This window comes from Fusobacterium massiliense, assembly GCF_900095705.1.
In the GTDB taxonomy this organism is placed as follows: Bacteria; Fusobacteriota; Fusobacteriia; order Fusobacteriales; family Fusobacteriaceae; genus Fusobacterium; species Fusobacterium massiliense.
In genome coordinates this window covers 536,918-551,094 of record NZ_LT608327.1, presented here as the reverse complement: position 1 = coordinate 551,094, position 14,177 = coordinate 536,918, and the positions used below count along the sequence as shown (strand labels likewise).

General features: G+C 28.2%; 13 protein-coding genes and 1 pseudogene. 7 read left to right on the top strand and 7 right to left on the bottom strand.

Annotated features, from left to right (window positions below; all coding sequences use genetic code 11):
* Positions 1-236 precede the first annotated feature (236 nt).
* The 7 genes from BQ2505_RS06955 to BQ2505_RS06925 all read right to left on the bottom strand — a co-directional run bounded on the left by BQ2505_RS06955 (position 237) and on the right by BQ2505_RS06925 (position 5,873).
* Entirely contained in the window at positions 237-1,106 is an 870-nt protein-coding gene (locus tag BQ2505_RS06955; RefSeq protein WP_074017041.1) for a cysteine ABC transporter substrate-binding protein, read from the bottom strand.
* A gap of 107 nt (positions 1,107-1,213) precedes the next feature.
* On the bottom strand, positions 1,214-1,969 hold the full coding sequence (locus tag BQ2505_RS06950; protein ID WP_074017040.1) for an amino acid ABC transporter ATP-binding protein: 756 nt from the start codon (positions 1,967-1,969) through the stop codon (positions 1,214-1,216).
* Positions 1,966-2,646 carry an amino acid ABC transporter permease gene (locus BQ2505_RS06945; protein WP_074017039.1) on the bottom strand — a complete coding sequence of 227 codons (681 nt, stop codon included), beginning with the start codon at positions 2,644-2,646 and terminating at the stop codon, positions 1,966-1,968. The genes BQ2505_RS06950 and BQ2505_RS06945 overlap by 4 nt, the downstream gene beginning before the upstream one ends.
* Positions 2,627-3,286 (bottom strand): amino acid ABC transporter permease, encoded by a 660-nt coding sequence (locus BQ2505_RS06940; RefSeq protein ID WP_074017038.1) that lies wholly within the window; start codon positions 3,284-3,286, stop codon positions 2,627-2,629. Before BQ2505_RS06940 ends, BQ2505_RS06945 begins: the two co-directional genes overlap by 20 nt.
* 387 nt (positions 3,287-3,673) lie before the next feature.
* Positions 3,674-4,399 carry a basic amino acid ABC transporter substrate-binding protein gene (locus BQ2505_RS06935; RefSeq protein WP_074017037.1) on the bottom strand — a complete coding sequence of 242 codons (726 nt, stop codon included), beginning with the start codon at positions 4,397-4,399 and terminating at the stop codon, positions 3,674-3,676.
* A 42-nt stretch (positions 4,400-4,441) separates the two neighbouring features.
* Positions 4,442-5,170 (bottom strand): amino acid ABC transporter ATP-binding protein, encoded by a 729-nt coding sequence (locus tag BQ2505_RS06930; protein WP_074017036.1) that lies wholly within the window; start codon positions 5,168-5,170, stop codon positions 4,442-4,444.
* Complete coding sequence (locus tag BQ2505_RS06925; protein ID WP_074017035.1) at positions 5,163-5,873, bottom strand: amino acid ABC transporter permease; 711 nt, start codon at positions 5,871-5,873, stop codon at positions 5,163-5,165. The genes BQ2505_RS06930 and BQ2505_RS06925 overlap by 8 nt, the downstream gene beginning before the upstream one ends.
* 623 nt (positions 5,874-6,496) lie before the next feature.
* Between BQ2505_RS06925 and BQ2505_RS06920 the strand changes: the two genes are divergently transcribed.
* The 7 genes and pseudogenes from BQ2505_RS06920 to BQ2505_RS08860 all read left to right on the top strand — a co-directional run bounded on the left by BQ2505_RS06920 (position 6,497) and on the right by BQ2505_RS08860 (position 14,030).
* Positions 6,497-7,840, top strand: coding sequence for an MATE family efflux transporter (locus BQ2505_RS06920; protein ID WP_074017034.1), 1,344 nt, complete (start codon positions 6,497-6,499; stop codon positions 7,838-7,840).
* Between the two features lie 16 nt (positions 7,841-7,856).
* The gene (gene nikB, locus BQ2505_RS06915) at positions 7,857-8,795 is read left to right on the top strand and encodes a nickel ABC transporter permease (RefSeq protein WP_074017033.1); all 939 of its coding nucleotides are present in this window, start codon (positions 7,857-7,859) and stop codon (positions 8,793-8,795) included.
* Positions 8,796-9,626 (top strand): nickel transporter permease, encoded by an 831-nt coding sequence (gene nikC, locus BQ2505_RS06910; protein WP_074017032.1) that lies wholly within the window; start codon positions 8,796-8,798, stop codon positions 9,624-9,626.
* A gap of 55 nt (positions 9,627-9,681) precedes the next feature.
* Entirely contained in the window at positions 9,682-11,253 is a 1,572-nt protein-coding gene (locus BQ2505_RS06905) for an ABC transporter substrate-binding protein (protein WP_074017031.1), read from the top strand.
* Between the two features lie 11 nt (positions 11,254-11,264).
* Positions 11,265-12,050 (top strand): ABC transporter ATP-binding protein, encoded by a 786-nt coding sequence (locus BQ2505_RS06900; protein WP_074017030.1) that lies wholly within the window; start codon positions 11,265-11,267, stop codon positions 12,048-12,050.
* Positions 12,031-13,017 carry an ABC transporter ATP-binding protein gene (locus BQ2505_RS06895; RefSeq protein WP_074017029.1) on the top strand — a complete coding sequence of 329 codons (987 nt, stop codon included), beginning with the start codon at positions 12,031-12,033 and terminating at the stop codon, positions 13,015-13,017. The genes BQ2505_RS06900 and BQ2505_RS06895 overlap by 20 nt, the downstream gene beginning before the upstream one ends.
* A 185-nt stretch (positions 13,018-13,202) precedes the next feature.
* Positions 13,203-14,030 (top strand): annotated as a pseudogene (locus BQ2505_RS08860) (IS91 family transposase).
* Positions 14,031-14,177 lie beyond the last annotated feature (147 nt).

The window sequence follows — 14,177 nt, the reverse complement described above, 5'->3', positions numbered from 1 at the left end:
AAGTATACCACAAAAAGAGAATTTATTAAAAAAATTCTAAAAAAATCTTATTTATTTTAGATGTGGCACTTTATTTTACAATTTATAAAAATTATTTAAAATTAATTTCTTGATAAAATAAAAAATTATCCCTTGTGACGTCCGTATTAGTTCGAAGAGCCTATGTTTATTGAGCTCGTAGAACTCATACGGCTGTCAAGAGATTTTATTTATTATAATGAGGGATTATAACTTAATTAATTTAATTTTCCACCTTCAACAACTATTGAATCTGGATTAGCAGAATCTCCATAGATTGGTTCTAAAGTAGCTTTATATGCTTCGTGGAAAAAGTTTTCTTTTCCTAATTCAACAATTTCATTATTTATCCAATCTAATAAATCTTTATTTCCTTTTTGTACAGCTACAGCTATAGTATCAACATCTCCAAGAGAATCTATTCCAACAGTAAATCCAGGATTAGAAGTAGCCCAAGCTAAAACTTCAGTATTGTCTGTTGAGAAAGCATCTCCTCTTCCATCTAGTAAAGCATTATATGCATCAGTATAAGCATCATATTTTTGTAATTTTACTTCTGGGTGATTTTTAGAAAAATAATACTCTGCAGTAGTTCCTTTGCTTACTATTAATGTTTTATCTTTTAATTCTTCAACACTTTTAATAACAGCTCCATTTGGAGAAACTACTCCTAAAGAAACTTTCATATATGGTAAACTAAAATCTACTTTTTCAGCTCTTTCAGGAGTTACAGTAAAGTTAGCTGCAACTATATCTGCTTTTCCAGTTTCAGCATATTCAACACGACTTGCTGGATCAAGAGAAATATATTCAACTTTAACACCTAAATCTTTTGCTAAACGATCTGTAAAGTAGATATCAAATCCTACATTTTTTCCATTTTCATCAACATATCCGAAAGGAGCTTTATCTGTAAATACCCCTATTCTTATAACACCACTATCTTTAATTTCTTGAACAGTTCTTGCTTTTGCAGTTGTTGTTTCTTGAGATTGACTGTTATTTTCAGTCTTATTTCCACAAGCTGCTAAGGCAAAAACTGCCACTCCTACTGTTGCTAATTTTAAAACTTTTTTCCAAATTTTCATTTTTTACCTCCATATTTATTTTTATTTTAATTTAAATTAATAATACTTATTATAATATTCCAATAGTTGTATAAGTTCTAAGAATACAATAAACAGATATATAGCAATTATTTCTTAAAACTAAATGTATTTAGAAATTTTTGAGCTCTTTCTGTTTTAGGATTAGAGAAAAATTCTTCAGCTTCTCCTTCTTCAACAATATATCCTTTATCCATAAATATAACTCTATCAGCTACTGCTCTAGCAAATTGCATTTCATGGGTAACAATAACCATAGTCATTCCATCTTTAGCAAGCTCTAGCATAACATCTAATACTTCTCTTACCATTTCTGGATCTAATGCTGCAGTAACTTCATCAAATAGCATTATCTCAGGATTCATACACAAAGCTCTTACTATTGCAACTCTTTGTTTTTGACCACCAGATAATTGTCTTGGATAAGAATTTTGTTTATCTAATAAATTTACTCTTTCAAGTAATTTTAAAGCTTGTTTTTTAACTTCTTCTTTATTTCTTTTTTGAACTTTTAAAGGAGCTAATAATATATTATCTAATATAGTTAAGTGTGGAAATAATTCATAACTTTGAAATACCATTCCAATTTTCTGTCTAATTTTTGTCATATCTTCTTTTAACTCAGAAAATTTTATCTCATCATCTAGAATAATTTCTCCACCTTGTATATCTTCAAGACCATTCATACATCTTAAAAACGAGCTTTTCCCACAACCAGAAGCACCTATTATTACAACTACTTCTCCTTTATGAATATCTAAATTTATTCCTTTTAAAACTTCTAAATTTCCATAATTTTTTATAATATTTTTTGCTGATAATACGACTTTATTTAATTCTTTCATATTTTACTCCATTTCTTTTCTAAGTATTTTGCTAATATGGATAATGGCCAACAAGTTAAGAAATATAGTAAGAAAATTACTCCATAAATCCAAATTGCACCATTAGAATATTCAAATCTATTTGTATCTATTATTTGTTGCCCAACTTTTAGAACTTCTATTATTCCTATTAGTACAACTAAACTAGTTGTTTTTATCATTCTTGTAACTAAATTAACAGACAAAGGAATAAGTCTTCTAATAATTTGTGGGATAATAATATAAATATTTATTTGTATTTTATTAAATCCTAATGCAACAGCACTTTCTATTTGACCTTTAGGTATACTTTCTATAGCACCTCTAACTAAATCTCCCATTTCTGCTGTTCCCCATATAGTAAAAACTATTATTGCACTTGTTTCTGGTGAAATATGTATACCATATATTCTTGTTACTCCAAAGTATGCTATGAACAATAATACTAATGGAGGCATTATTCTTATAGTTTGTAAGTATAGCTGAGATATTATTTTTGTGAATCTATTTTTTATTGTCATAAAAAGTCCAAATAGTATTCCTAAAAATATTGATAATAAAGAAGATATTATACTTAGTTTTATAGTTATCCACAATCCTAAAAGAAGTCTTTCAAAGTTTGTTCCTTTAGACAGTAGACTAATTACTGTATCCAACATATTTTAACCTCCTTTCTAAATATACACCAAAAAGTGAAAGAGGTAATAATATTATCAAGTATCCAAGCACTAACATAAATAACGATTCTTCTGTTTTATAATAAAGTCCGATTAAATCTTTTGTAATAAACATCATATCTACTAATGCTATTGCACTAAATACCGATGTTTCTTTTAATAGAAAAATTATATTAGCTGTTATTCCAGGTAAGCTGATAACAAATGATTGAGGTAAAATTACATATCTCATTGTTTGCCATTTATTTAGTCCTAAGCTTATTGCAGATTCTTTTTGAATCTTATCTATAGTTTCTAAGGCACTTCTAAATGTTTCTATCATATAGCTTCCGCCTAAAAACGTAAGACCTATTATTCCACATATTTCCGGACTAAACTTTAAGCCTATTTTAGGTAAACCAAAGTACAAGAAAAATAATTGTACTAAAAGAGGTGTATTTCTGCTTAATTCTATATAGCATATTACTATTGATTTAAAAAATTTAAAATTTTCATATAATATCCAACTTCCAATAATTCCTACAATGATGGAAAGGACTATTCCAATCGAGCCTATTTTTAATGTTAATATTCCAGCATGTATGAATTCTGATGTGTGTTCTGTAATAAATTCCCAATCCATTTTTTACTCCAATCTTAAGGTTAATAAAATCCAAAGTATGATTTTATTCTTTATTTAATATGTAAAGATTCTATCATTTGAGCATTTTTTCTGCAATAAAACCATTTTTCTTTTCACAGGTTCTATTTTTTACTCTATATTTTATTGAAATTAAAGTTTTATTAGATTTTAAGTTCGAGTTTTAACAACTTATTTTGAATTTACACTTTTCTATGGAATAAAAAAGTCTCTGACGGAACCTGTGTTCATTGAGCTCGTAGAACTCATACGGCTGTCAAGAGACTAATAATCATTTAAATTTATACTTTTCTATAGAATAAAATAGAGATAGTACACTTTTAAAAGTGTACTATCTCTAATGAAAAAAGTTATTAATAATTATTATCACTATTTGAAATATTTTTTTAAGATTTTATCATATTCTCCGTTAGCTTTAATTTTATCTAAAGCAGAATTTATTTTTTGAACAAGAGCTGTATCATTTTTTCTAAATGCTATTGCATAATCTTCTTCAGCAGCAGGAATATTAGCAATAGAGAATTGTTTACTATTAGCTGTATATTTTTTAGCTGGTTCAGAATCTAGCACAACTGCATCTATTTTATTTTGAGCAAGAGCCATTATTGCAGCATAAGCAGCATTAAATCTTTCAACTTTAACTCCTTTAATAGCACTAACAACAGTATCTCCAGTAAATCCTAACATTACTCCAACTTTTTTAGTAGATAAATCATTAAATGATTTTAGAGATTTATCTACACCTTTAGTTATAACAACTTGTTTAGCTTTAAAGTAAGGTTTAGAGAATACAACGGCTTTTTTTCTTTCAGGAGTTGCTGTCATACCAGCTATAACCATATCAACTTTTTTTGTTTGAAGAGCTGGAAGTAAACCATCAAAAGCCATATCTTTAACTTTAAATTCAATTCCAGTTTCTTTTGAAATTGCATTTAGTAAATCAATATCAAAACCAACTACTTGATTTTTTTCAAGATATTCAAATGGGGCAAATTCTGCATTAGTTCCTACATAAACAACATCTTTTGCAAAAAGAGAAATAGAAAAAACAACCGATAAAACTACCAACATCATTAATTTAAAAATTTTTTTCATACAAACCACTCCTTTTAAAATTTATAAAAATTAGATACACAATTACTTATTTAAAACTTTATTTAAGAAATCTTTAATTCTTTCATTAGTTGGATTTTCAAAAAAATCTTTAGGAGAACAATCTTCGATAATTTGCCCATTGTCCATAAAGAAAATTCTATTTCCAACATTTTTTGCAAATCCCATTTCATGAGTAACAATAAGCATAGTCATTCCTTCATCAGCTAAATTTTTCATAACATCAAGAACTTCTTTTATCATTTCTGGGTCAAGAGCAGATGTAGGTTCATCAAATAAAATTACTTCGGGTTTCATAGCTAGAGCTCTAGCTATTGCAATTCTTTGTTTTTGACCTCCAGAAAGCTGAGTTGGATATGAATTAGCCTTATCTAATAATCCTACCTTATCCAATAAATATTGGGCATATTTTTCACTTTCTTCTTTATTTTCTTTTTTTACTAACATAGGAGAAAGTGTTAAATTTTCTAAAACTGTCATATGAGGGAATAAATTGAAATGTTGAAACACCATTCCAACTCTTTCTCTTATTTTATTTATATCAGTATTTTTATCCATTAAGTCCATACCATCAATATAGATATGCCCATCAGTTGCTTCTTCTAATTTATTGATACATCTAAGAAAAGTTGATTTTCCACTTCCAGAAGGACCTATAATTGATATGATTTCTCCCTTATTGATTGTAGTTGAAATATTTTTTAAAACTTTTAAATTTCCAAAATTTTTAGATAAATTAACAATATTAATCACTTACTTTCAACCCCCTTTCAACTTTTCTCATAAACATTGTAAATATAGAAGTAAGTATTAAATAGATGAAACCAACTGCTAGTAGAGGTTCGACTCCTCTATATGTTTGACTTGTGATAATACTAGCTGCTCTTAATAAATCTATACCTCCAATAAAACCTATAATTGAAGTTTCTTTTAATAAAGTTATAAATTCACTTACAAGAGCAGGAAGAATATTTTTAATAGCTTGAGGAACGATTATTTTTTTCATTGTTTGTGAATAAGTTAAACCTAAAGCTCTTCCAGCTTCCATTTGTCCTTTATCTAGTCCTTCTATTCCAGCTCTAATAATTTCTGCAACATAAGCACCAGAGTTTAATCCGAATGCTATTCCACCAATTATTAATACAGGTGTTTCTCTTAAAAAACCAACAAAAACTAAATTTGCAAGTATCATTAATTGAACAACAACAGGGGTACCTCTTATAATATCAATATAAATATATGCAATTTTAGATAAAGGATTGAAGTTTTGAAAACCTTTTATCCTTTTTAAAGGATACCAATGAGATAATTTCATTATTGCTAATAAAAGTCCCAATACAATTCCTATAACTGTTGAAAACAATGTAATTCCGACTGAAAAGATAAGCCCATCGACGATATACATATATCTATCGTCTGTTAAAAAGGTATCTTTTAAAATTTCTAAATATTCCATTCTAACCCCTTTCAATTAAATATAAATATTAAACTATAATTTTTTTGTTTTTTAAATTTATAATTTTCTATGTAATAAATAAAGTTTCTCGACAGCTGCAGACTTCTACAAGCTCAATGGACACAAGCTCTTATAACTAATACGAACGTCAGAGACTAATTATTTCTATTTACTTTTATATTTTCTTATAAATAAAAAAAGGAAATTAAGATATATCAGATTTTAACTGAATACATCTAAGAACTTCCTTATCAATATTTTAAAATATAAAAACACAGATATACTAGCTATCTGTGTTAAATTTACTATTTACCAAAATGGCAAAGTTAGGCTAATATATAAATAGATAAGGCTACATATTAAATTGTTTTTCTTTCCTTATCATTATTCTCCTTAGCATAACTTTCCTCCTTAAAATTTTATTTTTTATAATTATATTCTTTTAAAATTTAAAAGTCAAGAAAAAAATAAAATAAAAAAAGCCAATTGCAGATTTTTTAATAATTTTATTAAGTTTAGCAAAATAATTTTATTGAAAAGCTAATATATATATGATAGAATAAATAAATAATTTCTAAATAAAAATTTTAGATTTAATAATTTATGTAGGTGAATTTTTTTATATGAAAAATAAAGTAAAAGATATGACCAAAGGATCTATCTGGAAAATTTTATTATTTTTTTCCTTACCTTTGTTAGGTGCAAGTTTAATTCAACAACTTTATAATACTGCTGATATGATTTTTGTTGGAAACTTTGTAGGTAAAGAAGCAACGGCAGCAGTAGGAGCAAGTAGTTTAATATTTACTTGTATAATTGGACTTTCTACAGGGGTATCCATTGGGGTTGGAGTTGCAGTTTCACAAAAGATAGGTTCTAAAGATTTTGAAACAGCTTCTAAAATTTCTCATACAGCAATAAGTTTTGGAATAATTGGTGGAATTTTTCTTACTATTTTAGGAGTTTTTTCGTCAGAATTTTTACTAAAGCTTTTAAATACACCAGAAGTGATAATGGATGACTCTGTTCTTTACTTAAAAATATATTTTTTAAGTATGTTACCAATGATTTTATATAATATTGGATCAGGAATAATTCGTTCAACAGGAAATTCTAAAACACCATTTTATATTTTAGCATTCGGTGGAATTTTAAATGTAATAACAAATTATATTTTTATTGTTCTTTTAAAAAATGGAGTTGCGGGTGTAGCCATAGCAACAACTTTTTCTCAGACTGTCACTGCAATAATTGTGATGACTTATTTGTTTAAAAATAAAACTGTAATAAAATTTAGTTTAAAGAATTTAAAAATAGATTTTCATCTATTAAAACAAATTTTATATTTTGGTTTACCAGCAGGATTGCAATCAATGCTTATCACCTTATCAAATATTATAGTTCAATATTATATTAATGGTTATGGTGGAGATGCAGTTGCAGCTTATGCAACATATTTCAAATTAGAAAATTTTATTTGGATGCCAGTTGTTGCAATAGGACAAGCGAGTATGACATTTACAGGACAGAATGTTGGAGCAGAAAATTACGAAAGAGTTAAAAAAGGAGCTTTAGTTTCTATAGCTTTATCAGGAGCAATAAATATATTTATTGCAACAATAATATTAACAAACTCTTATACTTTTATGAGAATTTTTATAAAAAACGAAGAGATTATTTATTTAGGTTCACAAATAGCTTTAACAACTTTCCCTTTTTATATATTGTACACAATACTTGAAGTATTAGGTTCATGTCTGAGAGGAATGGGATATTCGATAGTTTCGATGTATGTAACTATGATTTGCCTTTGTGGTTTTAGAGTTACCTTACTATATGTAATATCAAAATTTAATTTAGATTTTAAATCAGTTGCCTATGTTTATCCAATGACATGGTGTCTGACAGCAATAGTTTTTATTTTTGCTTTTTGCAAAATTTTAAATAAAAAAATGTATAAACTATAATTTTAAAGGAGGCAAAGTGATTAAAAACAATTACGTTAACAGAGCTTTACAAATTTTGTTAGTTCTATTTGGAATTAGTTTCTTTACATTTAGTTTGACTTATTTATCTCCAGGAGATCCTGCAGAAATAATGCTAACAGAATGTGGAAACCTTCCCACACCAGAATTACTAGAACAAACAAGAGCAGAATTAGGACTCGATAGACCTTTCGCAGAACAATATTGCAGATGGGCAGGTCATGTATTACAAGGGGAAATGGGGAAATCTTATTCTTTAAGAGTACCCGTTGTAGATAAAATAAAAACAGCTTTCTTCCCAACATTAAAACTATCATTATTATCTTTAACATTTATGATAGTAATTTCAATACCTCTTGGAGTTTTAGCAGCAGTTAAAAAGGACAAGTGGCAAGACTATTTTGTAAGAGCAATAAGTTTCACAGGACTTTCTATTCCAAGTTTTTGGTTAGGATTGATATTCTTGAGTATTTTTGGAGTTATGCTTCGTTGGGTAACGGTTTCTGGAGGAAAAGCTGATTTTAAATCAATGATACTACCAGCTTTCACTTTAGGATTTGCTATGTCAGCAAAATATATAAGACAGGTAAGACATACTGTTATTGAAGAGTTGAATAAAGACTATGTTGTTGGTGCTAGAATGAGAGGAATAAAAGAGAGTACGATTTTAGTAAAACATGTTTTACCAAATGCCTTAATTCCTTTAATAACTTTATTAGGACTATCTCTTGGTAGCCTTTTAGGAGGAACTGCAGTTATAGAAATTATTTATAATTATCCTGGAATGGGAAATATGGCTATAAAAGCAATTTCATTTAGAGATTATCCTTTAGTTCAAGCCTATGTTTTATTAATAGCTTTAATTTACTTGGTAGTAAATTTAATAGTTGATATTTCTTACAAATATTTAGACAAGAGAGTTGAGGGGGTAAACTAATTGAAAATTATAAAGTTTATGAAAACACATAAACAATTTACTTTTTTTCTAATTTTAACAATTATTATTGTCTTAATAGCTTTTTTTGCAAAGTCAATTGCTCCTAAAGATCCTCTAGCTGCTGTAATGTCAAAACCATTGAAAGCACCAGATAATATAAATTTATTGGGGACAGATATTTTAGGAAGAGATATATTATCTCGTATTATTTATGGAACTAGATATTCGCTGTTTATGACTTTAGCATTAGTGGCTGTAGTATTTGTCATAGGAACTCTTATGGGACTTATAGCAGGATATTTTGGTGGAATTGTTGATATGGTGATCATGAGACTTGCTGATATGATGGTTTCATTTCCTGGGCTTATACTTGCAATAGCAATAGCTGGACTTTTAGGTCCAAGTATGACAAATGCAATTATTGCCATTTCTGCTGTTACTTGGACTAAGTATGCAAGACTTTCAAGAAGTATGGTTTTAAAAATAAAAAAAGAATTATATGTTGAAGCTGCAAAACTTACAGGAAGTACAGACAGACATATTCTAGCAAGATATATTTTACCTAATATGTTTACACTTATGCTAGTTACTGCAATATCAGATATTGGAGCATTAATGCTTGAAATAGCAGCTCTATCATTCTTAGGTTTCGGAGCTCAACCTCCAACTCCAGAATGGGGAGCTATGTTAAATGAAGGAAGAACTTATCTTGCAAAAGCTCCTTGGCTTATGTTATATCCGGGAATTGCAATAGTTATAGTTGTTGTAACATTTAATATGTTAGGAGATAGTATAAAAGATTTGATTGATATCAAAGAGGAAGATTTTTAATAGTTTGCAATAAAATTTTAATATACAAAAAATTATGAAAGGTGGGAAAATTTTAATGAAATTTTTTACAAAGAAAAGTTTTTCTTTTCTAATGGTAATTTTAATGATGTTTACTTTAGTAGCTTGTGGTGGCGAGAAAAAAGAAGCTACAGGAAAACCTGTTGAAAACGGAGAGCTTGTTATAGGGGTTACAAGTTTTGCTGATACTTTAGAACCAACTGAACAATATTTTAGCTGGGTTATTACTCGTTATGGTGTTGGAGAAAATTTAGTTCGTTTTGATGAACATGGAGAATTGCAACCAATGCTAGCAGAAAGTTGGCAAATAAGTGATGATAAATTAACTTGGGAATTTAAAATTAGAAAAGATGTTAAATTCTCAAATGGAAATCCTTTAACTGCTGAAGCTGTTAAATCTTCATTTGATAGAACATTTAGAAAAAGTAAAAGAGCAGAAGGATTCTTCAAACCAGCTTCTATAGTTGCAGAAGGAGATACTTTAAAAATAACTACTGATAAACCAGTTGCAATTTTACCTCAATGTTTAGCAGATCCTTTATTCTTAATCATTGATACATCTGACAACGTTGAAGAATATACAACAAATGCACCAATTTGTACTGGTCCTTATGTATTTAAAGAATTTGTTCCAACTGAATATGCTATCGTTGAAAGAAACCCTAACTACTGGAATGGAACTCCTGCTTTAGCTAAAGTTACATTTAAATGTATCAACGATCAAAGCACTCGTGCATTATCTCTAAAAACTGGAGAAATTGGAGTAGCATATAACTTGAAAATAGAAAATAAAGCTGATTTTGAAGGAGAAAAAAATATTAATGTTCAAGAATTAAAATCTTTGAGATCAACTTATGCTTTCATGAATCAAAATGGAGTTTTAAAAGATTTAGCTCTACGTCAAGCTTTACTTAGAGGTCTTGATAAAAAAGCTTATGTTGAAAACTTATTAGGTGGAGCAGCTACTGCAGGTAAAGCACCAATTCCTCCTACATTGGATTTTGGATTCGATCAATTAAAAGATGAAAATGCTTATAATCCTGAAAGTGCAAAAGAAATACTTGCAAAAGCTGGATACAAAGATATAGATGGAGATGGATTTGTTGAAACTCCTGATGGTAAAAAATTAGACTTGAATTTTGTTATCTACACAAGTAGAGAAGAATTAAAAGTTTATGCTCAAGCAGCTCAATCTAACTTAAAAGATATCGGAATAAAAATGACTTTAAAAACAGTAAGTTATGAAACTCTATTAGATATGAGAGATAATGGAAACTTTGACTTATTAATTTGGAACGTTCTTGCTGCAAATACAGGAGACCCTGAAAAATATTTATATGAAAACTGGGATAGTGGTTCTGCTTCAAATAAATCTGGATATAAAAATGCAAAAGTTGATGAATTGTTAGATCAATTGAATGCTGAATTTGATCCTGAAAAGAGAAAAGAATTAGCAATTGAAATTCAACAACTAATAATGAACGATGCAGCAACAGTATTCTTTGGATATGAAACAACTTTCTTATATTCAAATAATAAAGTTCAAAATTTAAAAATGTTCCCAATGGATTACTATTGGCTAACAAAAGATGTTACAATTACTGAATAAAAGGAGACAAAATGTTAGAAATTAAGGATTTAACGATACAATATGGAGAAAAAGATGCTGTCGTTAAAAATTTCTCCCTTTCTATGAAAAAAGGAGAAATTATAAGTATTGTTGGAGAATCTGGTAGTGGAAAATCTACCGTTCTTCGTTCTATATTAGGTGGACTATTGGGACAGGGAAAAGTTACTGCTGGTGAGATAAATTTCAATGGAAAATCATTGTTAAACCTTTCTAACGATGAATGGCGTCGACTTAGAGGTCCTGTTATTTCAATGATTGCTCAAGACTGTGGTGGAACTTTAAATCCTATTAGAAAAATTGGATCACAATATGTTGAATACATCAATTCTCATTCTAGCATGAGTAAGAGTGAGGCTGAAGCAAAAGCAATTAATATGCTTGGAAAAGTAAGATTGCCTGAACCAGAAAATATTATGAAAAGTTATCCTTATGAACTCTCTGGTGGAATGAAACAGAGAGTTGGGATAGCTATGGCACTTACATTTGAACCAGAAATTGTTTTAGCTGATGAGCCAACTTCAGCACTTGATGTTACAACACAAGCTCAAATTGTTAAACAAATGATGGAACTAAGAGATGAATTTCATACTGGTATAATTATAGTTACTCATAATATGGGAGTAGCTGCATATATGGCAGATAAAATTATAGTTATGCAAAATGGAGTTGTAGTTGATAGTGGAACAAGAGAAGACGTTATAAATAATCCTAAAAGTGATTACACTAAAAAATTGTTAAAAGCTATACCTGAAATGGATGGTGAGAGATTTGTCTAAAAATCATGAATTAATAATGGAAGCAAAAAATGTCACAAAAAAATTCGCAGTTTCTGGAGGAAATAGTTTAACAGCTTGTGACAATATAAATTTAAGTATGTTTAGAGGAAAAACTTTAGGAATTGTTGGAGAGTCTGGTTGTGGAAAATCTACATTTTTAAGAATGTTAATGAATTTAGAAAAAACTACTTCTGGAGAAATTTATTATAAAGGGAAAAATATTAATAAATTTTCTAAAAATGAGATTTGGGAAAGTAGACAACATATTCAAATGGTTTATCAAGATCCAGGAGCATCTTTCAATCCGAGAATGAAAGTTGTTGATATTTTAACAGAGCCTTTAATAAACTACGGAAGATTAAAAAAAGAAGATAAAGAAAAAAAAGCTATTGAATTACTTGAAATGGTTGACTTACCAGCTAGTTTCATAGATAAATATCCTCAAAATATGAGTGGTGGTCAAAGACAAAGAGTAGGAATAGCTAGAGCTTTATCTCTTGAACCAGAAGTTTTAGTTTGTGATGAGGCAACATCAGCTCTTGATGTTTCTATACAAAAAAATATTATTGAACTTTTAGTTAAATTACAGGAAGAAAGAAATCTTTGTATAGTTTTTATCTGTCACGATATAGCTTTAATACAAAAATTTGCTCATGAAGTAGCTGTTATGTATTTAGGTAATGTTTTAGAAATTTTACCAGGTGAAAAGTTAAAAGATAATGCTTATCATCCATATACAAAAGCTCTTCTAAATTCTTTATTCTCTATCAATATGGATTTTTCTGAAAAAATTGCAAGTATTGAAGGGGATGTTCCAAGCCCTATCGATCTACCAACAGGTTGTGTTTTCCAAGGGCGTTGTGCTTATGTGAAAGATGAATGTAAAACTAAAAAGCCTATTTTAGAAAATGTTCAGGACAAACATCAAGTTGCATGTTATTTCACAAAAGAAATAAATAGTTTATAGCATAAAAAAAAGCCAATTGCAGATTTTAAAAAAAATCTTTTGCAATTGGCTCTCTTTTTCTGTAAAATTTATTTGGACTAAAACATAATAGACATATTCTTTTTACTATTCCTGAAGAGTTAAGACCTTTTTTCTTTTACGATAGAAACTTACTTTCTAAACTAGCTACTGCTGTCAATAAAACTATGGAATATCAATTTCATAATCGCTACAAGAAAAATAATAGAAAAAATATACTTCCTAAATCTTCTCCAGATTATTTCACTAACTCTGATATCGTTCACTATGGACTTATCATTGTTATTCATACTTTTGGTAGAGATTTAAAATGGAATCCTCATATTCATGCTCTTGTTTCTTTTGGAGGATTTACTAAAAATTTTACTTTTAAAAAATTAGACTACTTCCATGTACCTTCTATTGCTGGACAATGAAAATATCATGTACTTGATATTGTTAAAAATGGTAATTATCCTAATCCTAAAATTAAAAATTTAGCACTAAAAACTGTTTCTAAACTATATAAAGAAAATAAAAGATTTTTCTTTAATGTAGGTTCTGGTAATGTTAATTCTCCTAAAGGAATTGTAAAATATTTAGGTAGATATCTCGCTCGTGCACCTATTGCTGAATACAAAATTATCAATTACGACAATAAAAAAGTTACTTTTTTCTTTAATGATTTAGCTAATAATAAAAAGAAAAAATATGTAACTATGGATATAGATAAATTTGTTCAACAAGTTCTTATTCATTTACCACCTAAAAATTTTAAGATGATTAATAGATTTGGTTTTTATGGGCGTAATATCACAACAAAATTAAAAGAGACAATTAAAAAGTACAAAAAAAGATCTTCTAAATCTGAATATTCTTTTTTTGTAAAACAATCTATTGAAACATTTGATGTACATCCTTTTATGTGTCCTCATTGTAAAATTATGATGGAGAAACAAGAAATCTATGTAAGCGCTAATTGGTATGGTCGGACCATACATAAAATTTATTTCTAATAGTTCTCTAATGACCATTTTCATTAGAGCTTTTTGTCGTGCAATTTTTTTAATTATTTTAAATATTTCTATAAATATTATCTTTTTACTTAAACCGATATCTTCACATTTCTTTTTTTATTTGACCTCTTTAAATTTATACTTTCC